Origin of the sequence: Duganella alba, assembly GCF_009674495.1 — a bacterium.
In the GTDB taxonomy this organism is placed as follows: Bacteria; Pseudomonadota; Gammaproteobacteria; order Burkholderiales; family Burkholderiaceae_D; genus Rugamonas; species Rugamonas alba.
The window spans coordinates 46,676-68,920 of sequence record NZ_WKJN01000017.1 but is presented as its reverse complement, the minus strand read 5'-3'; the positions used below and the strand labels follow the sequence as shown (position 1 = coordinate 68,920).

General features: G+C 65.7%; 16 protein-coding genes. 8 read left to right on the top strand and 8 right to left on the bottom strand.

What is annotated here, in order from left to right; translation table 11 throughout:
• Positions 1-30 precede the first annotated feature (30 nt).
• Genes GJ695_RS17500 through GJ695_RS17490 form a run of 3 tightly spaced genes read right to left on the bottom strand, consistent with a single transcriptional unit; the run spans position 31 to position 2,643 of the window.
• Positions 31-672, bottom strand: coding sequence for a VTT domain-containing protein (locus tag GJ695_RS17500; RefSeq protein WP_208023344.1), 642 nt, complete (start codon positions 670-672; stop codon positions 31-33).
• A gap of 10 nt (positions 673-682) precedes the next feature.
• A complete protein-coding gene (locus GJ695_RS17495) occupies positions 683-1,987 on the bottom strand; it encodes an ATP-binding protein (protein WP_154366929.1) in 1,305 nt (434 codons plus the stop codon).
• The gene (locus GJ695_RS17490) at positions 1,984-2,643 is read right to left on the bottom strand and encodes a response regulator transcription factor (RefSeq protein WP_154355756.1); all 660 of its coding nucleotides are present in this window, start codon (positions 2,641-2,643) and stop codon (positions 1,984-1,986) included. Before GJ695_RS17490 ends, GJ695_RS17495 begins: the two co-directional genes overlap by 4 nt.
• Before the next feature lie 119 nt (positions 2,644-2,762).
• Here GJ695_RS17490 and GJ695_RS17485 point away from each other — a divergent pair, with 119 nt between their 5' ends.
• Positions 2,763-3,911 (top strand): efflux RND transporter periplasmic adaptor subunit, encoded by a 1,149-nt coding sequence (locus GJ695_RS17485; protein ID WP_154366927.1) that lies wholly within the window; start codon positions 2,763-2,765, stop codon positions 3,909-3,911.
• Positions 3,908-6,967: an efflux RND transporter permease subunit gene (locus GJ695_RS17480; RefSeq protein WP_154366914.1), complete on the top strand. Its 3,060-nt coding sequence runs from the start codon at positions 3,908-3,910 to the stop codon at positions 6,965-6,967. The genes GJ695_RS17485 and GJ695_RS17480 overlap by 4 nt, the downstream gene beginning before the upstream one ends.
• On the opposite strand, the gene GJ695_RS17475 is transcribed toward GJ695_RS17480, so the two are convergent.
• Positions 6,891-7,397 carry a Fur family transcriptional regulator gene (locus tag GJ695_RS17475; protein WP_166454995.1) on the bottom strand — a complete coding sequence of 169 codons (507 nt, stop codon included), beginning with the start codon at positions 7,395-7,397 and terminating at the stop codon, positions 6,891-6,893. The two genes, GJ695_RS17480 and GJ695_RS17475, sit on opposite strands and share 77 nt — an antisense overlap.
• Before the next feature lie 202 nt (positions 7,398-7,599).
• On the opposite strand from GJ695_RS17475, the gene GJ695_RS17470 reads away from it, so the two are divergent.
• Positions 7,600-9,750, top strand: a complete 2,151-nt coding sequence (locus tag GJ695_RS17470; protein WP_154366910.1) for a TonB-dependent receptor — start codon at positions 7,600-7,602, stop codon at positions 9,748-9,750.
• On the opposite strand, the gene GJ695_RS17465 is transcribed toward GJ695_RS17470, so the two are convergent.
• The 4 genes from GJ695_RS17465 to GJ695_RS17450 all read right to left on the bottom strand — a co-directional run bounded on the left by GJ695_RS17465 (position 9,747) and on the right by GJ695_RS17450 (position 14,866).
• Positions 9,747-10,772 (bottom strand): FecR domain-containing protein, encoded by a 1,026-nt coding sequence (locus GJ695_RS17465; protein ID WP_154366908.1) that lies wholly within the window; start codon positions 10,770-10,772, stop codon positions 9,747-9,749. The genes GJ695_RS17470 and GJ695_RS17465 overlap by 4 nt on opposite strands.
• Positions 10,739-11,260, bottom strand: a complete 522-nt coding sequence (locus GJ695_RS17460; protein WP_166454996.1) for a sigma-70 family RNA polymerase sigma factor — start codon at positions 11,258-11,260, stop codon at positions 10,739-10,741. Before GJ695_RS17460 ends, GJ695_RS17465 begins: the two co-directional genes overlap by 34 nt.
• Positions 11,261-11,332: 72 nt before the next feature.
• The gene (locus GJ695_RS17455; protein WP_154366904.1) at positions 11,333-12,400 is read right to left on the bottom strand and encodes a YncE family protein; all 1,068 of its coding nucleotides are present in this window, start codon (positions 12,398-12,400) and stop codon (positions 11,333-11,335) included.
• Between the two features lie 9 nt (positions 12,401-12,409).
• The gene (locus GJ695_RS17450) at positions 12,410-14,866 is read right to left on the bottom strand and encodes a TonB-dependent siderophore receptor (RefSeq protein ID WP_154366903.1); all 2,457 of its coding nucleotides are present in this window, start codon (positions 14,864-14,866) and stop codon (positions 12,410-12,412) included.
• A 168-nt stretch (positions 14,867-15,034) separates the two neighbouring features.
• On the opposite strand from GJ695_RS17450, the gene GJ695_RS17445 reads away from it, so the two are divergent.
• The 5 genes from GJ695_RS17445 to GJ695_RS17425 all read left to right on the top strand — a co-directional run bounded on the left by GJ695_RS17445 (position 15,035) and on the right by GJ695_RS17425 (position 22,207).
• Positions 15,035-15,547, top strand: coding sequence for a sigma-70 family RNA polymerase sigma factor (locus GJ695_RS17445; RefSeq protein WP_154366901.1), 513 nt, complete (start codon positions 15,035-15,037; stop codon positions 15,545-15,547).
• The gene (locus GJ695_RS17440) at positions 15,537-16,523 is read left to right on the top strand and encodes a FecR domain-containing protein (protein ID WP_208023346.1); all 987 of its coding nucleotides are present in this window, start codon (positions 15,537-15,539) and stop codon (positions 16,521-16,523) included. The genes GJ695_RS17445 and GJ695_RS17440 overlap by 11 nt, the downstream gene beginning before the upstream one ends.
• Before the next feature lie 93 nt (positions 16,524-16,616).
• Positions 16,617-19,094 (top strand): TonB-dependent siderophore receptor, encoded by a 2,478-nt coding sequence (locus GJ695_RS17435; RefSeq protein WP_154366899.1) that lies wholly within the window; start codon positions 16,617-16,619, stop codon positions 19,092-19,094.
• Between the two features lie 183 nt (positions 19,095-19,277).
• The gene (locus GJ695_RS17430) at positions 19,278-21,485 is read left to right on the top strand and encodes a TonB-dependent receptor (RefSeq protein WP_154366897.1); all 2,208 of its coding nucleotides are present in this window, start codon (positions 19,278-19,280) and stop codon (positions 21,483-21,485) included.
• Between the two features lie 17 nt (positions 21,486-21,502).
• Positions 21,503-22,207 carry an acid phosphatase gene (locus GJ695_RS17425; RefSeq protein WP_154366895.1) on the top strand — a complete coding sequence of 235 codons (705 nt, stop codon included), beginning with the start codon at positions 21,503-21,505 and terminating at the stop codon, positions 22,205-22,207.
• Positions 22,208-22,245: the final 38 nt, after the last annotated feature.

Below are 22,245 nucleotides of genomic sequence, written 5' to 3'. Positions count from 1 at the left end.
ATGCGGAAACCAGCATTCCGCCAGTCTACGCTATTGCTTTGCTCTTTGTCCCAGCCATCCGACCAGTGCCGGCATCACCGACAACAGCACGATGCCCAGCACCACCGCCGTCAGGTTGTTGCTGACCCACGGAATGCCGCCAAACAGATACCCGGCCAGCAGCAGGCTGCCGGTCCACAGCAAGCCGCCGGCCACGTTATAAGTGAAGAACACCCGCGCCGGCATGGCGCCCAGGGCCGCCACGAACGGCGCCAGCGTGCGCACGATCGGCACGAAGCGCGCCAGGATGATGGTCTTGCCGCCGTGGCGGACGAAGAACCGGTGCGTGTGTTCTATATGTTCCGGCTTCACCAGCGGAATCCGGCTGGTGTCGAGCGCGCGCCGCTTGAACCAGGCGCCGATGGTGAAGTTCAGCGCGTCGCCGCTGACGGCCGCGCAGAACAGCAAGCCAAACAACAGCCATGGATCGAGCCAGCCCTTGGCGGCCAGCGCGCCGGCGATGAACAGCAGCGAGTCGCCCGGCAGGAAGGGCATGACGATGACGCCGGTTTCGATAAAGATCACCAGGAACAGGATCAGGTACACCCAGTCGCCATGCGTGCCGATCAGTTCCAGCAGGTGCGTGTCCAGGTGAATAAACCAGGCCATGAAGGTGGCCAGCAGCTCTTGCATCGGTACTCCTCTAATTAGATGGAAAGAAAACGGTCACCACCAGGCCGCGGCCGTCGCCGCCGCTTTCCAGCAACAGCGTGGCCTGATGGGCGTCGGCCACGCTCTTGACGATGGACAGCCCAAGCCCGCAGCCCCAGACCTCGTTGCCGTCGGGGCGATAGAAACGGTCGAACACGCGCGCACGGTCGGCCTCCGGCACGCCGGGGCCGTTGTCGCGCACGCGCAGGTAGGGCCGGCCGCTTTCCTGCCCGGCCGTCACGTCCACGCGCCCGCCCGGCGGCGTGTAGCGCAGTGCGTTGTCGACCAGGTTGCTCAACATGACGGCCAGCCCTTCGGGATGCGCGCTGACGCGGCTGCTCTGCGCATCGGCGCTGACGCCGAGGTCGATGCGCCGGCTGTCGGCGTAGATGGCGTGGTCGGCCACCACCTGACGGGCGACCTTCAGCAGGTCGCAGTCGACACACACCGGCGGCGAGGCGCCTTGCTCCTGGCGCGCCAGCGTCATCAGCTGCTGCACCAGGTGGGTGGAACGGTCGAGTCGCTCGTGCAGCTTGCGGAAGGCGTTCTGGCGGTGGTTGTCGTCCTCGGCCCGCTCGGCCAGCTGCAGTTGCAGCTTGAGCGCTGTCAGCGGCGAGCGCAGTTCATGCGCCGCATCGGCGACAAAGTTGCGCTGCGCGCTGATGGCTTCATCCACCTTGCGCAACAGGCCGTTCAACGCCGCCACGATCGGCAGCAGTTCCGGCGGCAGGCCGTCGGAGTCCAGCGGTTGCAGCGCGGTCGGCGTGCGGCCGCGCACAGCGTGGGTCAGTCGCTGCAACGGCTTCAGCGCGCGGCCGACCACGATCCAGATCAGGATGGCCATCGCCGGCAACAGCAACAGCAGCGGCGGCACGATGCGCAGCGCCATGTGCATCGCCACCCGCTGGCGGATGGCGATCGGCTGCGACACCTGCACATAATAGCCGGCCACCATGTCGGAATACACGCGCCAGCGCTCGCCCTTGTAGCTCACCGTCACATAGCCCTGCTGCTGCGGCAAGGACAGCGCCGGCGCCCGCAGCGAGCGGTGCACCGGCTGCTGGGCGGCATTCCAGGCCTGCACGTCGAACTGGTCGTCGGGATCGCTCTCGTGCGGCAGCCGCCACGGCACCGGCGATTGCAGCGGCAGCGACCACGCCAGCTGGCGCAGGCGCTGGTCCGACTGTTCGTCGGCCTCGTGGTCGGCCAGCATGTACAGCAGCATGACGGCCGCCAGCGTGCATCCCAACGCGCCGGTCATCAGTCCCAGCAGCAGGCGGGTGCGGATGGTTTTCATGCGGCGGCCAGCTTGTAGCCGACGCCACGGATATTCTGGATAAAGCCGGTGCCCAGCTTCTTGCGCAGATGGTGGATGTAGACGTCGATGGTGTTGCTCTCGATTTCCTCGCCCCAGCCGTAGATGCGTTCTTCCAGCTGACTCTTGGACACCACGCTGCCGGGCGCGTCGAGCAAGGCGCGCAGCACGGCGAATTCACGCGCCGGCAGATGCAGCGGCACGCCGTTGAAGCTGGCGATGTGGCCGGCCATGTCGACCTGCAGGCCGCGATGACTCACCACCGCCTGGTTCGGCGCCTTGCCGCGCCGCAGCAGCGCGCGGATACGCGCCAGCAGCTCGTCGACGTCGAACGGCTTGACCAGGTAGTCGTCGGCGCCGGCATCCAGCCCTTCGACGCGCGAGGCGGTGGCGTCGCGCGCGGTAACGATCAGCACCGGCACGCCGCCGCCATGGGCGCGGTACTGGCGCAGCACCTGCATGCCCTGTTTCTTCGGCAGGCCCAGGTCCAGCAACAGCAGGTCGTAGACGTTCTGGCGCAGCGCCAGCAGGCCGTTGTCGCCGTCGCGCACCCAGTCGACCGCATAATTTTCCTTGCGCAGCACTTCTTCCATGCTTTCGCCGATCATCGGATCGTCTTCTATCAAGAGCAACCGCATCACCGCACCTCGTTTCATTACCTTTTCACCTGCCACGCAGTGTACGAAACGCTTCGTTAACAGCGTATTAACGCGCTGCTTTAATAATGGTTTAACCCTGGGCCGATTAGCATCGCCGCATGCTGATACTCAAACGTCCCCTGCTCCTCGCCGCGCTGCTGCTCGCCGCCGGCGCCTCCCTGGCCTACGCGCTGCGCGCCAAAACTTCCGCACCGGCCGCCGCCAAGCCGCTGCCACTGGTCAGCGTGACTGTCGCCCGCCAGCAGGATCTGCCGCTGGAACTGACCGCACAGGGCCATCTGGTGGCGCTGAACCAGGTCGAGGTGCGGCCGCAGCTGACCGCCACCATCATCGGCATCCACTTCAAAGAAGGCGACGACGTCAGGGCCGGCCAGTTGCTGTTCACGCTGGACGACACCGACGCCCGCGCCCAATTGCAGCGCAACGAGGCGCAGGCGGCGCAGATCCGCGCCCAGCTGGCCGATGCCAAGCGCGACTACGGCCGCTCGTCGGAACTGGTGAAGTCGCAGTTCATCACCTCCAGCGCGGTCGATACGGCCGCCAGCAAGGTCGAGGCGCTACAGGCGCAGCTCAAGGCGGCGCAGGCCGACATCGACAGCGCCCGCGTGGTGCTGACCCACACCCGGATCATGGCGCCGGTGGCGGCCCGCACCGGCGCGGTGGCCGTGCATCCGGGCAGCCTGGCGCAGACCAGCGCCACCGCGCCACTGGTGACGCTGGTGCAGTTCGCGCCGATCGGTGTCGAATTCAATCTGCCGGAGCAGTATCTGGCGCCGATCCTGGCCGCGCGCACCCAAGGTCCGGTGCGCGTGCAACTGGACAGTCCGGACGGCAAGCCGGTGGACGGCGAGCTCACCTTCATCAACAACGTGGTCAACACCGACAGCGGCACCATCAGCCTGAAGGCCAGCATGCCGAATCCGCGCAACAACCTGTGGCCGGGCGCCTACGCCCGCGTGACGGTGCTGGCCGGCGCCGACCGCAACGCCGTCACGCTGCCGCCGCAGGCGGTGCTGGAAGGGCCTGACGGCCGCTTCGTCTATCTGGCGGGCGCCGACAACAAGGTGCTGCGCAAGCCGGTCAGCCTGCTGCGTGTGCAGGATGGGCAGGCCGTGGTGGCCGGCCTGGCGGGCGGCAGCCTGGTGGTGCTGGAAGGCGGCGCCAACCTGCGCTCCGGCGACGCCATCCATATCGACAACGCCGTCGCGCCGGCCTCGGCAGCCAAGGCAGCGGACGGCAAGCAATGAATATCGCCGCCTTCTGCCTGCAACGCCCGATCGCCACACTGCTGGCCTGGCTGACCGTCATCGTCGGCGGCGTCGCCTGCTGGCTGCAACTGCCGCTGGCCGCCCTGCCCACCTACGACACGCCAACCATCCAGGTCAGCGCGCGCCTGTCCGGCGCCAGTCCGGAAACCATGTCCAGTTCGGTGGCGACGCCGCTGGAAAAGCAGTTCACCTCGATTCCCGGCCTGCTGGCCACCACCTCCAGCAGCATCCAGGGCGAAACCCAGATCACGCTGGAGTTCGACGCCAGCCGCAACATTGACGCCGCCGCTGGCGACGTGCAGGCCGCGCTGTACCGCGCCACGCGCTCGCTGCCGGCCGAGATGACCACGCCGCCGTCCTACCGCAAGGTCAATCCGGCCGACGCGCCCATCCTGCTGATCGGACTGGATTCGCCGTCGCTGCGCCTGTCCGAGCTGAACAGCTATTCCGACAACCTGATCGTGCCCGCGCTGTCCACCCTGAGCGGCGTGGCGCAGGTGACGGTCAACGGCCAGAAACGCTACGCCGTGCGCATCGAGGTCGATCCCGACCGCCTGGCCGCGCTGGACCTGACCCTGGATGAAGTCAGCACCGCGTTGAAAGCCGCCAATTCCAACGCGCCGCTGGGCCAGCTCGACAGCCCGCGCCAGATGATGACGCTGCATCTGCCGCCGGGCTTGATGAAGGCCGCCGACTTCGCGCCGCTGATCGTCGCCAGCCGCAACGGCCGCCCGGTGCGCCTGAGCGACTTCGCCACCGTGCAGGACAGCATCGAGAACACCCAGAACAGCAGCACCATCAACGGCCGCGACGCCATCCTGCTGCAAGTGCAGCGCCAGCCGGACGCCAACACCGTCGCCACGGTCGACGCCATCCGCGCCATGATGCCGCGCCTGGCCAGCCAGTTGCCCGGCTCGGTGCGCATCCAGCTGCTGAACGACCGCTCGATCTCGATCCGCAACGCCATCCACGACGTCAACCTGACCATGCTGCTGACCATCGCGCTGGTGGTGCTGGTGATCCTGCTGTTCCTGCGCCAGCTGATGGCCACGCTGATACCGGCGATCAGCCTGCCGGTCTCGCTGCTCGGCACTTTCGGCCTGATGTTCGCGCTCAACCTGAGCCTGGACAATATCTCGCTGATGGGCCTGACCATCGCGGTCGGCCTGGTGGTCGATGACGCCATCGTGGTGCTGGAAAATATCATGCGCCATATCGAGGACGGCATGGACCCGCGCGCCGCCACCATCCAGGGCACCCGCGAGGTGGCCTTTACCGTGGTGTCGATTTCGGTATCGCTGATGGCCGTGTTCATTCCCATCTTCTTCATGCCCGGCACCATCGGCCTGCTGTTCCATGAATTCGCCATCGTGGTGGCGCTGGCGGTGCTGGTGTCGGCCGCCGCCTCGCTGACGCTGATCCCGCTTCTGGTGCCCAGGTTCATCAAGGTGGCGCAGCTGCACGCGCCGGCGCCGGCCTGGAGCCGCGCCTTCGAAGCCGGTTTCGCGCGCCTGCTGGCCGGCTATGCGCGGTTGCTGGAACGAGCGCTGGTGCACCGCCTGCCGGTGCTGCTGGTGGCGCTCGCCACCTTCGCGCTGACCGGATGGCTGTACATGAGCGCGCCGCGCGGCTTCTTCCCGCAGGAGGACACCGGCCAGGTGTCCGGCAACGTCGACGCGCCGCAGGATATGTCGTATGAAGGCCGGCTGGCCGTGCTGCGGCAGCTGCAACAGGTCATCATGGCCGATCCCGCCGTGCGCGATGTCGCCGCCAAGGTCGACCACGACACCACCAATTTCTACATCACGCTGCACGACGTCCATCCGCCGATGGCGCAGGTGCTGGCGCGGCTGCGCCAGGAAACCAGCTTCCTGCCCAACATCAAGGTGTTCTTCAGTCCGGTGCAGAACCTGAAGGTCGGCGGCCGTTCGTCAAAGAGCACCTACCAGTACACGCTGCAGGCGGTCACGCCGGGCGACCTGAACCAGTGGGCCAAGCGGCTGATGGATGAACTCAAGCGCGGCGACGTGCTGGTCGGCGTCAACAGCGACGCCCAGTACGACGGCATGGATGCGCAACTGAGCGTCGACCGTGAGCAGGCCGCCACGCTGGGCGTGGACATGGCCACGGTGCGTAACACGCTGTACGGCGCCTATGGCACGCGCCAGGTGTCGACCATCTACGCGCCGGAGGACAGCTACCAGGTCATCATGGAGCTGGCCGACCAGTACCGCCGCGACGAAAGCAGCCTGTCCAAGGTCCATGTGCGCAACGCCAGTGGCGCGCTGGTGCCGCTGCGCGCCTTCACCGAGGTGGGACGCGGACGCGGCACGATGGCGGTCAACCACCAGGGTCAGCTGCCGGCGGTGACCATCTCGTTCGATCTGGCGCCCGGCAAGTCGCTGTCCGACGCCACCGCCGCCATCGCCGCCGCGCAGCAGCGCATCGGCCTGCCGACGTCGATCTTCGGCACCTACGCCGGCGCGGCCGCGCTGTTCCAGCAGTCGCAGAACAGCCAGCTTTGGCTGATCGCCATCGCCATCGCGGTGATTTATGTGGTGCTGGGCATGCTGTACGAGAGCTGGGTGCATCCGGTCACGATTCTGCTTGGCGTGCCGTCGGCGGCGGTGGGTGCGCTGCTGGCGCTGCGGCTGGCTGGACTGGAACTGAGCTTCATCGCCATGATCGGGATACTGCTGCTGGTGGGCGTGGTCAAGAAGAACGCCATCATGATCATCGACTTCGCGCTGGTGGCGCAGCGCGATGGCGCCACGCCGCTGGATGCGGTGCGGCAGGCCTGTTTGCTGCGCTTCCGTCCCATCATGATGACCACGCTGTGCGCCATCATGGGGGCGCTGCCGATCGCGCTGGGCCTGGGCGCCGGCGCCGAGCTGCGCCAGCCGCTTGGCATCGCCATTGTCGGCGGGCTGCTGTTCTCGCAGCTGATCACGCTGTTTATTACGCCGGTGCTGTTCCTGGCGTTTGAGCAGCTGGGGTCGGCGCCGCGCTGGCGCACTGATTACAAGGAATGCTGATCACGGCCGACGCCAGGCCCTGGTCGGAACCGCCGGCGCGCGCCTGGCGCTGCAGCGCCTCCAGGAACAGCTTGTCCGTCACGCTGTGGCTGCGGCCGCAGGACGGGCACAGCAGTTGACAGGCGATCGGCGCCACCACCGCCGACGCCAGCACGTAGCGCGACTTGCCGGCCGGGTCCAGCGCGTACCATTCCTTGTGCACCATGCCGCGCTGTTCCAGTTCGTTGAGCACGCGGTAAATCGTGCCCAGGCTGACGCTGATGCCGATCTCGATCAACAGCAGGAAAATGCGTTCGGCCGGCAGCGATTCATGCACATGCTCATTCAATACCTGCAACACACAGACACGGGCGCTGGTGGGCCGCAGCCCGAGTTTGCGCAACTGCGCGAACACCTGCGAATCGCCGCTGGTGGTTGGTGCGTTCTCCATAACTCTCTCGTATCCCAGGTTCATGCGGCCAGCCTTCTATCTGGCCGCGCAGGAGGCGGATGGTAGCGAAACGAGAATTAACGCAGCATTAAAAAGTTGCGCCCCAGCGACGAATGCCAAAAATATAATTTTTTCGTTGTTTTGTCGCCAATCTATAAACAATAATGCGATTCGTTCTCATTTATATTTAGATTGAATCGACATGCAAAACACCAATATCCCCCGCGCCACCACCTTGACACTGGCGCTGCAACTCGCCTTCGCCGCCACCGCCTACGCCGCCGAACCGGTCGACACCACCCTGCCGAGCGTCACTGTGACCGGCCAGGCCGCCCAGGACGACTACCTGGTCAAGCGCACCAGCGCCGGCACCAAGACCGACACCGCCATCCGTGACCTGCCGCAGACTGTCACCGTGATCAACCAGGCGCTGATCAAAGATCTGAGCATGCAGAGCATGGCCGACGTGGCGCGCTATGTGCCGGGCATCGGCATGGCCAACGGCGAAGGCAACCGCGATGCGCCGATCTTCCGCGGCAGCTCCAACGCCTCCGGCGATTTTTACATCGACGGCGTGCGTGACGACGTCGAGTACTACCGCGACCTGTACAACGTCGAGCAGGTGGAAGCATTGACCGGCCCGAACGCGATGATCTTCGGCCGTGGCGGTTCGGGCGGCGTGATCAACCGCGTCACCAAACAGGCCAACTTCGGCGCGCCGGTGCGCTCGGCCGACGTCACGCTGGGCAGCTACAAGAACCGTCGCCTGACGGTCGATGTGGGCCAGGCCATCAACGATACCGTGGCGCTGCGCGTCACCGGCCTGGTGGAAGATTCGGAAGGCTACCAGCGCAACGCCACGCTGAAACGCTCGGGCATCAACCCGACCGTGGCGATCCGTCCAAGCAAGGACACCAACATCGTGCTGGGCTTCGAGCACTTTGAAGACAAACGCGCCGCCGACCGCGGCGTGCCGTCGCTGAACGGCGTACCGATGGACCTGCCGGTGGACGCCTTCTTCGGCGACGCCAGCCCCGACAGCCGCCCTACCCGCCTGAACTCGAACGCCTTCAGCGCCGCCATCGACCATGACTTCGGCGGCGGCGTGCACCTGTCGAACAAGACGCGCTACACCGACTACGACAAGTTCTACCAGAACTACAACGCCGGCGCGGTCAACGTCAAAGCCGGCACGGTGCCGATTTCGGCCTACAACAACCACCAGTGGCGCAAAAACCTGTTCAACCAGACCGACCTGACCTTCGACCTCGACACCGGCAGCGTCAAGCACAAGATCCTGACCGGCCTGGAACTGGGCAAGCAGGACACCGACTACCTGCGCATGACCGGCCTGTTCTCGAATAACACCGCCTCGATCAACGTGCCACTGGCCAGCCCGGACGGCTCGCTGCCGGTCAACTACGTGCTGGGCGGCGGCAGCGCCGACCGCGACGGCAACAGCACCGCCAAAATCGCCGGCGTCTACATCCAGGACCAGATCGAACTGACGCCGCAATGGCAGCTGATCGCCGGCCTGCGCTACGACAGCTTCAAGCTCGACTACCACAACAACGTGGCGGCCGGCCTGCGCGCCATTCCTGCCAGCGCCGCCGACCTGTCGAGCAAGGACAACCTGGTGTCGCCACGCCTTGGCCTGATGTACAAGCCGATGCAGGCCGCGACGATTTACGCCAACTACAGCGTGGCCTCGTTCCCGCGCGGCGGCGACCAGTTGAGCAGCCTGACCAGCATCAACCAGGGCCTGAAGCCGGAAAAATTCATCAACTATGAAATCGGCGGCAAGCTGGAAGTCGCGCCGGACCTGCTGGCCACGCTGGCCGTGTACCGCTTGAACCGCAACAACGTGGCGGTGGTGAATCCAGCCACCGGCATTGCCGACCGCCTGGTCGACGGCCAGCGCACCAACGGCGTCGAAATCGGCATCAACGGCAAGATCACCAAGGCATGGAGCATCAACGGCGGCTACGCGCACCAGGACGCCAAACTGCTGGAGACCGCCTCGACGACCGCGCTGAACGGCGCCATCGTCGGCATGGTGCCGAAGAACACGCTGTCGCTGTGGAACCGCTATGACTTCACGCAGGCTGTCGGCGCCGGCCTGGGCCTGATCCGCCGCGACGATATGTTTGCGTCGACCAGCAACACAGTGGTGCTGCCAAGCTACACGCGGGTGGATGCGGCGCTGTTCTATACGATCAACGCCAACTACAAGCTGCAGGTCAATGTCGAGAACCTGACCGACAAGAAGTACTACCTGTACGCCAACGGTGACAACAACATCACCCCAGGATCGCCGCGCGCCTACCGCGTCAGCCTGCACGCCAACTTCTAAGTGGCATGCCCTGCCGGCGCAATGCCGGCAGGCTCCAGCGTGACCCACCACGGCATCACCCGGTGCACCCGCACCGGCAGCGACTTCTCGAGCGCCGACAGAATGCGGTCCAGATCATCCAGGGGATAGCTGCCGGTCAGCAGCAAGTCGGCCACGGCGGGATTGCAGCTGAGGTGGCCGCGCCGGAAGCGCGCCAGCGTGGCGACAAAATCACCGAGACGCATGCGCTCGACGCTGAGGCGCTTGCGGGTCCATGCGCTTTGCTGTTCGTCGGCTGCTTCGGCGGCGCCGATCCAGTCCGCGCCAAAATGCATCTGCGTGCCAGCGGCGGCGACTTGCGCCTGCCCGGAATCCAGCTCGATCCGTACCGCTCCTTCGAATACCGCCAGGCGCGCCGCGGCGCCGGTGCGGAACACGCTGAAGCGCGTGCCCAGCGCCGTCAAGCGTCCGCCCAGCAGATCGACCACCAGCGGACGCGCCGGACGAACCGGATCGTGGCCGCTGTGCAGCAGGATTTCGCCGCGATGCAGGGCGACACGGCGCAGGCCGGCGGCAAAGTCGATGTCCAGCGCGCTATCGGTATTCATCCATAGATCAGAACCATCGGCCAGCGCCAGCTGGCGCATCTCGCCAACGGCGGTGCGCTCGCCGGCCGCCAGAGCGGCCATGTATTCGCGGCTGTCGCGCCGTGACACCGCCGCGCCCAACGCGACGGTGGTGGCCAGCAGCAGGATTTTCTTCGCGGCCGAACGGCGCGTATTGGGTGTTTTCAGCGCGGCCAGCGCCGGCTCGGCCGGCAGCATGCCGAACTGCCGGTTGACAGCTTCAATTTTCTGCCACGCCAGTTGGTGCTCCGGCGCCGCATCCAGCCAGCGTTGCCATGCTTCGTGCTCGGCCGCGCTGGCGTCCCCGGCGTGCAGAATGGCGAACCATTCGGCCGCCTGCCGCAGGACGGCGTGCTCCTGTGAGGTCTCGGTCGCGGCCGAACTCATGCCGCGTCGGCCGGCAGCGCCAGCGCGCATTCGAACATGGCCTGCGCCATGTATTTCTTGACCATGCGTTCTGAAATGCTGAGGCGAGAGCCGATGTCGGCGTATGGCAAGCCTTCAAGCTGCGCCATCAGGAATACCTGGCGCGCCTTGTCCGACAGGCGTTGCAGCATGGCGTCGATACGGTACAGGGTTTCCATCATCATCGCCTGCTCCTCCGGCGACGGCGCCAGCAGCTCCGGCTGCGAGGCGAGCGCGGCCAGGTACTCGCGTTCCAGGCCCAGATGGCGCCAGTGATTGACCAGCAGATTGTTCGCCACCCGGCTCAGATAAGCGCGTGGTTCGCGCAGGCCGCCGGCCGCGTCGGCGGTCAGCACGCGCGTGAACGTGTCTTGCGCCAGATCCGCCGCGCCGCTGCGGCAGCCCAGCTTGCGCCAGAGCCAGTTAAGCAGCCAGCCATGATGATCCCGGTAGATATGGGAAAAGGCATCGTGGGTGGAAGGAGAAGGTGCGGTGAACACAGCAGCGTGATTTATCAAAGTTAATGATAATCATTCTCACATAAAACACGCCGCGTGTAAATCCCTGCCGTGTCATTCGATGCGCACACTCAGTACGGTGAAGGTATCGGGATGGAATACCGGGTCGTGTTTGGCGCCGCCCGGCGGTGTGGCCGGCTGGGTCACGTCCATCGTCAGCAGGTAGGCCCTGCCGGCGCGCGCGTCGTACGCCATGTTGTGCGCCCAGGTGCGGGTCGCCACGTAGCCGAGCGCTGTGTAGTGATCGGCGTCGTCCTGGCGCACCAGCGTCAGATTGCCGTCGGCGCCGCTGGGAGCGAGGATCAGCCGGCGGCTGGCGTCATACGCCAGCGCATTGACGGCGTGGCCGATCGGCAGCGAAGCGACCTGCGCCCCGCTGTCAAGGTTGGCCACCACCAGCACCGGCCGCTCGCCACGGCAGGCGATGAACAGGCGGCGCTGATGCTGATCGACGGCCAGCGCGCTTGGCTGCCTGCAGTCCGGATAGCTCCAGGTGGACTGCACCGCCAGTGTGTCGCCGGCCAGCCGCAGCAGCTTGCCTTCGTCGCGCATCGGCACCATCACCGAGCCGTCGCCCAGGGCCAGTGGCGGGTCGATTTTCCTGATGTCGAAATCGTGCTGCGCCACGATGCGGTCGCTTGCCGGATCGAGCACATAGATGGTGGAACGCGCTGCCCGGCGGCCGCTGGTCAGCCACACCTTGCCGCTGACCGGCTCCAGCAAGGCGCTGTTCAGGTTGGCGTCGCTGACGGCAAGGCGGCGCAGCTGCCGCATGTCCGACAGGCGCACGATGCCCAGCGTGCCGTCGGTGTTGGCCACGTAGGCGCGGTCGGCGGCCGGCGCGAAGGCCACGCCGTTGGCGCCGGCCGCGCCCTCCACCGCGCGCACCGGCTGCCGCCCGGCGACGTCATACACCGTCAGGCCGTTCTCGCGGCGGGAGATCCACAGGTAGGGGCGCGATGGGTCCAGCGCGGCGAAGCCCCAGCTGTGACCGCTGCCCGGGAATACGGCGCTGTGTTCGATGCGGGCCAGCAGGCCGTCGTCGGCATGGGCCGTCATGCCGGCCAGTCCCAGCATCAGGCCGGCGAGCAATCGGGAGACGCCAATGTGCAATGCGGTCATGGCGCCTCCTTAAAAGTCCAGCGTGGTCAGCAGCGATACCTGGCGCGCATCGCCCACCGAGACAAAATACTTGTTGACGCTGGATGGGTAGTAATGCCGGTCGAACAGGTTCTTGACGTTCAGCTGGAAGCGCACGTTGCGGCCGCCGATGCGGGTGTCATAGGTGGCGAAGGCATCGGCCACGGTGTAGGCCGGCAGCATGAAGCTGTTGGCCGAGTCGCCGGCGCGCTTGCCGACATAGTGCGCGCCGAGCCCGGTACGCAGTTTGTCGTCGCCAAGCACCGCGCCGGCGTCGTAGGCGGCCGATAGCGAAGCGGTCTGGCGCGCGACGTTCCACAGGCGGAAACCCTGGTACAGCGGATCTTGCGTGGTGATGGCGTCGGTATAGGCGTAGCTGCCGATCAGGTTCCAGTTACGGCTCAGGCGGCCCGAGATATCCGCCTCCAGCCCACGGGCACGCGCCGCGCCGGCCGTGCGCCAGTCGGTCAGCTTGGTGCTGTCGTTGAACTGCGAGACCAGCACGTTCTGCTTGTCGATGTTGAACAGCGCCAGGCTGCCCGAGAAACCGGCCGGATTGGCCAGCTTGACGCCCGCCTCCCATGCCTTGGCCTGCTCCGGCAGCACCGCCGAGTCGATCACCACGCCGGTGCTCAACGGCGCGATGGTCGATGCCGGCTTCAGCGATTCGGTATAGCTGCCGTACAGCGACCAGGCCGGCGACAGCTTGTACACCAGACCGGCTTTCGGCAGCCATTTCGAGCTGTCGGTATTGGTGTTGGCCGTGAACGGGCGGCCGCGCCCGGCGATCTGTTGGTAATCCTGGTAGCGCACGCCGGCGGAGACGATCCAGCGGTCAGTCAGGTAGATGCTGTCCTGCGCGAACACCGATTTGTCGTGCAGCTGGTCGCTCTGGTCGCTGTCGCTGGCCGATACGGTGGCGGATGGCGCCTCCTTGCCGTACACCGGATTCAGGTACGAAAAAGTGCTGGTGGTGGCCTGGCGCAGCAGGTCGGCGCGAAAGATGCGGCGGTACTCGATATCGCTGCCGATCTGCATTTCGTGGTGCAGGCCGCCCAGGTTCAGCGAGCCTTGCAGGTAGAACAGGCCGTAGCTGTCGGTGGAAATGGCGCCGTGCGTGGCGTCGTTGCTGCGCACCAGCGTGCCGGTGTTGACGTTGACACCGTTCACGCGCAACTGGTTGGCGTCGTAGACTTCGCGGTTGTAGCTGACGCCCAGGTGCGCCTTCCATTCCTTGCTCAGTTGCTGGTCGACCGTCAGTTGGCCCAGGTCGGAACGGCCATCCATGGCGTTGAACGGCTCGTCCAGGCGGCGCGTGATGGGAATATCCAGCGGCGCATTGGTGCGCGGATCAAGCGCCGTGCCGCGATCGAATGGGTACAGGAACTGGCGGTGTTCGTAGGACAGCACCACCTGCGTATCCTTGGCGTACCAGGCCAGTGACGGCGCGAACAGCGTTTCGCGGTGGCGGCCGAAATTGCGCCAGTAGTCCTCGTTGATGTGGTCGACGATCACGCGGTACGCCAGGCCGGCCGTGCCGATGGCGCCGGTGCTGTCCAGCGTGACGCCGGCGCCGTCCTTGCCGGCGCCATAGGTGGAAGCCAGCACCGACAGGCTGGTGCTCTGCTCCAGCAGCGGTTTCTTGCTGACCACATTGATCACGCCGCCCGGGTCCATGATGCCGTATAACAGCGAGGCCGGGCCTTTCAGCACCTCCACGCTTTCGGCGGCGGCGTTCATGCCGCGGCCCTGCACCAGCGGCATGCCGTTGTGCATGATGGAGCCGTCGCGGTTGCCGCCGAAGCCGCGTTTCATGATGGTGTCCTGCGTGCCGGCCAGCGTATTGCCCTGGGTGATGCCGCTGACGTTGGACAGCGCGTCGTCCAGATTGCGCGGGCGCTGGTCGCTGATGACCTGGGCGGGAACCACATTCAGCACCTGCGGCGCATCCAGCGTGCTCATGTCCGAGTGCAACGCGGATTTGCTGGGCACCGGACGGTAGCTGCCGTCCGCCTGCGTGGAGCGCTCGCCCAGCACCACCACTTCCGCCATCATCACCGGCGCTGCTGCCGGCGCCGCTGCGCCCGGCGCTGGTGGCGCCGGCGCGGCCAGGCGCAGCACAAAGCTGCCGTCGGCCTGCACCACCGCCGCCAGGCCGCTGCCGCTCAACAGTTGCTGCAAGCCCTGCGCCGGCGTCGCCACCGCGTGCAGGCCGGGACTGCTCTTGTCCTGCGTCAGCCGGGCGTCCGAGGACAGCAGGATGTTGGCCTGGTCGGCAAACTGGCGCAGCGCCACGCCCAACGGCCCGGCCGGCACGTCGAAACGCCTGGCGGCGGCAGCTGTTGCCTGGATCTGTGCACCGGCGGCTCCGGCAAGCACCAGGCCGATGCAGGCCAGGTGAATCGACAGCGTCAGGGGACGTAACAGGGGGAAGCGTGATACGGACATGCTCAGATCCATTTCGTGTCAGTTAATGATTACCGGCCTTGACACCACAGCGCGGCGAAAGGGAACCTTTTGCGCCAAAAAAACACCATTATTGCGCTATCTCTGACTATACTTTAAAATGGAATGATTCTTATTCACAGATAAAGTGGCAGGTGCCGAATGCAGGCAATGAATGCTGAGAACGTCGATGGCCTGTATTCCGACCATCACGGCTGGCTGTACAGTTTGCTTCAGCGCCGCCTCGGCAACCGGGGCGATGCCGCCGATCTGGCCCATGACGCCTTTATCCGCCTGCTGGTCAAGCCGCGCAGCTTCGACAGCTTCGACGGTGCGCGCGCCTACCTGAGCACGGTCGCGCGCGGCCTGTGCGTGGACCTGTGGCGCCGCCGCGAGGTGGAACAGGCGTGGCTCGACGCCCTCGCCGCCCAGCCGGAGCCGTTCACCTGCTCCGCCGAACACAGCGCGATCGTGCTGCAAGCGCTGACGGCGGTTGACGCCATGCTGCGCAAGCTGCCGGCCAATGTCGCCAGCGCCTTCGTGATGGGCATCGTGCTGGAAATGACCGACCAGCAGATCGCCGCCGAACTGGGCGTGTCCGACCGCATGGTGCGCAAATACATGGCGCAGGCGATGTTGCACTGCATGCAGCTGGAAGCGCGCTGGGCCGCCAATGCCGCCTGACGCCGCACCCGACACCGCGCCATCGCACGCAGCGATGCAGCACGCGGCCGAATGGTTCGCGCTGCTGCGCTCGAGCGACGCCACCGAACAGGATCGGACCGACTGGCAAAGCTGGCTGGCGCAGTCGCCCGAACATCGCGACGCCTGGAACTATGCCGAATCCATCAGCCGCCGCTTCGCGCCGGTGCAGACGCCGGAAAGCCGCCGCGCCGCAGCCACCGCCCTGACCCAAGTGCGCCAGACACGCAACGGCCGCCGCCATCTGCTGCGCGGCATCGTGGCGCTGACCGGCACCGGCCTGCTGGGCTGGGCCGGCTGGCGCCACAGCCCGCTGCCGGAACTGGCGCTGGCCTGGTCGGCCGACCATTCCACCGGCACCGGCGAAATCCGCGACATCGCGCTGGCCGACGGCACCAGCATCTGGCTCAACACGGCCAGCGCCCTGAATGCCGACTACCAGCCGGCCCTGCGCCGCGTCGACCTGCTGGGCGGCGAAATGCTGATCGAAACCGCCCACGACGCGCGGCCGTTTGTCGCCACCACCCGCCATGGCCGCCTGCGCGCGCTGGGCACCCGCTTCACCGTGCGTCTCGATGGCGATACCACCCTGCTGGCCGTCTACCAGGGCGGGGTGGAAGTGCGCACCGGACAAGGCGCGCTGCGCGTCATCAATGCCGGCAGCCAGGCCCGCTTCGACAGCGTGCAGATCCAGCCCACCGTTGCCGCCGATCCGGCGCGCGAAGCCTGGACCCGTGGCGTGCTGCTGGCCGCCGACATTCCACTCAAGGAGCTGGTGGCGGAATTGCGCCGCTACCATCGCGGCCACATCGGCGTGGCGCCGCAAGTGGCCGAGCTGCGCGTGCTGGGTGGCTACCCGCTGCGCGATCCCGAGCGCACGCTGGCCATGCTGGAAAGCGTGCTGCCGATCCGTGTACAACGCACGCTGCCGTGGTGGACCACCATCGAGCCGAAATAAAAATATTTTGCAGCGGAGGTTCCGCTTTTGACCCGGCACTTCGATTCAGAAGATGAAGCAGTCTTCTACATCCATCACTGTCCGAGAGAATACATGTCCAAGCAATCGCTCCACTCCAACCGCCCCGCGCCCCGTCTGGCCGTGCTCACCCTGCGCATGGCGCTGGCCGGCCTCGTGCTGACGCCGCTGCATGCCGCGCAGGCGCAAACGCCGGCCCAGACCGTGCGCCAGTACCAGATTCCCGCCGGCCCGCTGAAAACCGTGCTGACGCGCTTTGTCGGCGAATCCGGCATTTTCCTGGCTGGCAGCACCGAGCTGGCCGAGGGCAAGACCAGCCGCGGCCTGCAAGGCAGCTTTGACATTCCGGCCGGCCTGGCCACGCTACTGGCCGGCAGCGGCCTGGAAGCGGTCCGCGGCGGCAACGGCGAATACGCGCTGCGCCCGGCGGCGGCCGTCGGCAGCGCCGATCAGACCATGTCGGCGGTGGTGATCACCGCCACCCGCGACAACATCAGCGAAGGCACCGGCTCGTACGGCGCGCGCGCCCTGTCGATCGGCAAGGTCAACGCGTCGCCGCGCGAAACGCCGCACAGCCTGACCGTCATTTCACGTCAACAGATTGAAGACCAGGGCCTGTCTGACCTCAACGACGTGCTGCGCAGCACGCCCGGCATCGAAGTGTTCAATACCGATTCGGAGCGCGTCAGCTATTACGCGCGCGGCCAGGAAATCACCAACGTGCAGTTCGACGGCACGGCCGCCATCACGCCCGGCAGCGGCAACGGCTTCTACATCCAGCCCGACATGGCGACCATGGACCACGCCGAAGTGCTGCGCGGTGCGGCCGGCCTGATGCGCGGCGCCGGCAGCCCGTCCGGCGCCGTCAACCTGGTGCGCAAGCGTCCGACCGAACAGTTTTATGCGGCCGGCGCCGCCACCGTCGGCAGCTGGGACACCTACCGCGCCGAGGGCGATATCTCCGGCCCGTTGAACGAGTCCGGCTCACTGCGCGGCCGCGTGGTGGCGGTCGAGGACCAGCGCCACCACTTCCAGAAAGCCCGCTATTCGGACAAGGGCCTGCTGTACGGCGTGCTGGAAGCCGACCTGGCGCACAACACGCGCCTGATCGCCGGCCTGGAATTTTCGCAGCTGAAAACCAACGGCGCCTGGGGCAACCTGCTGGCCAATGTCGACGGCAGCCCGATGGACTTCCCGCGCGACACCTACCTTGGCTCGTCCGAGAACCACTGGGACCGCGAAAACCAGCAAGCCTTCACCTCGCTGGAGCACGATTTCGACAACGGCTGGACGGCCAAGGCCAGCTTCAACTTCATCAAGATGAAACGCCTGAACGGCGTCGACGGCTATGTGCAGACGCTGATCTCGCGCAGCACCACCAATCCCAGCAAGATCAACTACCAGATCAGCCGCTGCGGCGAAAAGGACTACACGGCCGAGCAAAGCAGCTGGGACATCTACGCCAGCGGCCCGTTCGAGCTGCTGGGCCGCAAGCACGAGCTGGTGGTCGGCGCCAACGGCAGCCGCGACTACGCCCAGCCGGTGGCCGGCTCCTGCACCACCACCAGCGGCCTGCCGTCGATGACCGGCCTCGATCCCTACACCTGGGATCCGTACAACGTGGCGATGCCGGCCGGCCCGGTCTTCACCGGCACCTACGTCAAGAACCTGACCGAGCAGCAAGGCGTCTACAGCACGGTGCGCTTCAGCGTGACCGATCCGCTCACCGTCATCGTCGGCGCACGCATGAGCTGGTGGGATTACAAACCGTCGGGCGGCGTCGGCGCCTACAGCGTGGACGCCGAACTGACGCCCTATGTGGCGGCGCTGTACACCCTCAACGACAACCTCAGCGTGTACGGCAGCTATGCCGACGTGTTCACGCCGCAGCGCGCCTTCGCGGTCGGCGGCCAGGCGCTGGCGCCGATCACCGGCCGCAATATCGAGCTGGGCGTCAAGGGTGAGTTCTTCAACAAGAAGCTCAACACCGCGCTGGCGATCTTCCAGCTTGAGCAGAACGGCAAGGCAATCGACGACCTCAGCTCGCCGAACCCGTGTCCGCCAGACTACACCAACGGCTATTGCCAGATCGCCGGCGGCGAGCAGCGCAGCCGTGGCTTCGAGGCCGAGGTGTCCGGCCAGCTGACGTCCAGCTGGAAAATCTCGGCCGGCTACACGCTGAACAACACCAAGTACGTGCGCGACACCGCCAGCAATACCGGCAAGGCGCTGCGCACCACCACGCCCAAGCATCTGGTGCGGCTGTTCACCAACTACACGCTGCCGGGCCAGTTGAACCAGTGGTCGGTCGGTGGCGGCATCAACCTGCAGAGTGAAATCACCAGTCAGAGCGGCACGGCGTTTGCACGTCAGGGCGGCTACACGCTGGTGTCCGGCCTGGTGTCGTACCGCGTCAGTCCCAAGCTCAGCGCGCAGCTGAACGTGAGCAACCTGCTGGACAAGGTGTACTACGAGAAAATCCGCGAGTACGGACCCGGTTATTACTACGGCGCGCCGCGCGGCGTGATGCTGACGCTGCGCGGACAATACTAAAGTAGACTCCTGCAGCCGCGTCAGCATGCCGCGTCAACAGTTAAGCCAACATTAAAAAATGGCGGCGATTTGCGTTTGAAAACAAAAAACCACAGTCGCCTTTCCGTTTGCAAGCCTGTCATGTAGAAGACATAAAGCGTCACTAACCTCTGCTGCTTTTCATCCCCAGGCAAAGGACGCTTTATGTACAGTTTTTCGATTCCCCCAAGGTTCGCGCTGACGCTGCTGGCCGGCTTGCTGCAAACCGTCTACGCGCACGCGGCCGACGACGCCGCCGATGCATCGGCCGGCCCGACGCAGACGGTTGAAATCAAGTCGACGCTGAACACCGCGTCGTCCAGCGCACCATCCAAGGGATCGCTCGATGCGCGTTCGGCGCTGTCGGAAGTCAGCGACCAGTTCGTGCGCGACTTCACCTCGCCGGTGGCCGACTACAGCCAGGTGCTGCAGATGGCGCCCGGCATGTTCAGCTACAGCTCCAACGGCGTCGGCCTGGGCGATAACAAGACCACCATTCGCGGCCTGTCCGACGGCAACAGCGTGATCGCCTTCGACGGCATTCCATTCAACGACACCAACGGCGTCAGCCACCACGCCTGGGTGTTCTTCCCGAGCCAGTTTACCGGCGGCGCGGTGATCGACCGCAGCCCCGGCTCGGCCGCCACCATCGGCCAGGCCACCTACGGCGGCTCGATCAACCTGCTGTCGCGCGACCTCGACAGCACGCAGCGCACCAGCGCCACCGGCTCCTACGGCACCTGGAACACCAAGCTGGTCGGCCTGGAACATGCGACCGGCCAGTTCGGCCCGAACGGCAGCTCCAACCTGCTGATCAACGCGCAGAAAATGAAGTCCGACGGCTACCAGACCTACAACAAGCAGAAGCGCGATGCCGCCTCGCTCAAGTACCGCTACCAGTTGAGCGACGACACCGCCATCACGCTGTTCTCCTCGTGGCTGAACCTGACCAACAATACGCCGGCCATCAAGGGTGTGACCCGCGCCAACGTCGAGCAAGGCAACTACAACACCCTGCTGAGCGGCGATCCGACCAAAGGCAACTACTGGGGCTTCAACTTCTACGACATTTCCACCGCCTTCAACTACCTCGGCGTAACGAGCAACCTGGGCGGTGGCTGGAAGCTGGAAGACAAGGCCTACGTCTACCGTTACTGGAACAAGCAGAACTACAACAACAGCACCACCGTCATCAGCTCCAGCAGCGCGGTCGACAAGCTGAACTCCTACCTGACCAAGGGCAACCTGCTGCGCCTGAGGCAGGAGTCGTCGCTGGGCGTGCTGCGCACCGGCGTCTGGTACGACTACGCGAAAAGCTTCCGCTACCAGATCCCGAGCGATCCGCGCACCTGGGTCAACCAGGCCGCGCCGAACTTCAGCGAGACCTACCAGACCACCACCGTCCAGCCCTACGTCGAATATGAATTCCACGTGACGCCGGCGCTGAGCATCACGCCGGGCGTCAAGTACGCCTCGTACAAGCAGGACTTCCGCCACCTGCAGGACAACGGCGGCGCGGTCGGCCCGCTGGGCGGCGTGTACAACAAGACCACCGGCGTCATCACCGGCGGCGCGCCGTTCATCGACAACAGCGTCAAGTACACCGACACGCTGCCGTCGCTGGACATGCACTACCAGATCGCGCCGACCTGGACCGCCTATGCGCAGATCGCGCGCGGCGACCAGATTCCATCGACCGGCGTGTTCGATACGCTGGGCGCCAAGGTCGGTATGGTGCCCAAGGCCACCAAGTCCACCACCACTCAGGCCGGCACGGTCTGGCAGTCGGACAAATGGAACCTGTCGGCCGACATCTACCGCATCCGCCTCGACAGCCCGTACTCGTCGTCGCCGGACCCGGTGACCGGTGAGCCGGTGTACTTCTTGAACGGCAAGGAGATCAGCCAGGGCGTCGAAACCGAGGGCACGGTCATGCTGGGCAGCGGCTTCAGCCTGTACGCCAACGCCACCGTCGGCACCACCAAGTACGACACCGGCAAATGGGTCGCCGGCGCGCCGGCCGACACCGAGACGCTGTCGCTGAACTACCAGCACGCCGGCTGGAACGGCGGCGTATTCGTCAAGCGCGTCGGCAAGGTCTACGCGGACAACGGTTCCACCCACGAAGCCTTCGGCATCGATCCGGTGACGCTGGCCAACCTGTTCGTCAACTACCGCCTGAAAAATCCGATGCCGTTCGCCAAGCTGGCAAAGCTGCAACTGGGCGTCAACAACCTATTCAACCGCCACAGCATCGTCGATGTTGCCGCCGCCGGCACCAAGACCAGCTCCAGCGCTGCGCCATCGCCGGCCGACCTGCTGACCGTGCTGCCTGAGCGCAGCGTATCGGCCACCCTGACCATCGATTTCTAAACCTGAAAGCCATCATCATGAAATATTCCATCCTCCTGCTGTCCCTTGGCGCCGCGCTGACGCAGCCGGCCTTTGCCGCCGATCCGATTTTTGCCGGCCCGGCGCAAACCCATGCGCAACTGATCCTGCACACGCCGGCTGCTGCCGACTCGGACGTCACCAAGGCCGAGCTGGCCGAACTGCATCGCATCCAGTCCAGCCGCACCAGCGCCGAAGAAGCACAGGCCAAAGCCGATGACGTGGAAGAGTCGCTGTACATCTACAAGACCGTGCTGGGCGAGAAATTCGATCCGGCCGCGCTGCCGCTGACCACCGCCTTCGGCAAACGCGTCAAGCACGATGAAGGCATCAACGCCAATCCGGCCAAGCAAGCCTTCAAGCGCGTCCGCCCGTACAACCTGGACAAGAGCCTGAAGCCGGTCTGCAAGACCAAGACCATCGACGACTCCTACCCAAGCGGCCACGCCACGGCCGGCTACCTGGCCGCGCTGACGCTGGTGGAAATGGTGCCGGAACAGCGCGACGCCATCCTGGCCCGCGCCGACGCCTACGCCCATAACCGCCTGGTGTGCGGCGTGCACTATCCAAGCGATATCGCCGCCTCCAAGCTGCTGGCCTACACCACCCACGCGGTGATGGAAACCAATCCGCAGTACCAGGCCGAACTGGCCGCCGCCAAGGTGGAACTGCGTCGCCAGCTGAACCTGCCGGCTGCGGAGTAAGCGCGCAAGGATGGTGTTGTAGAATGTGCGGCCTTCCG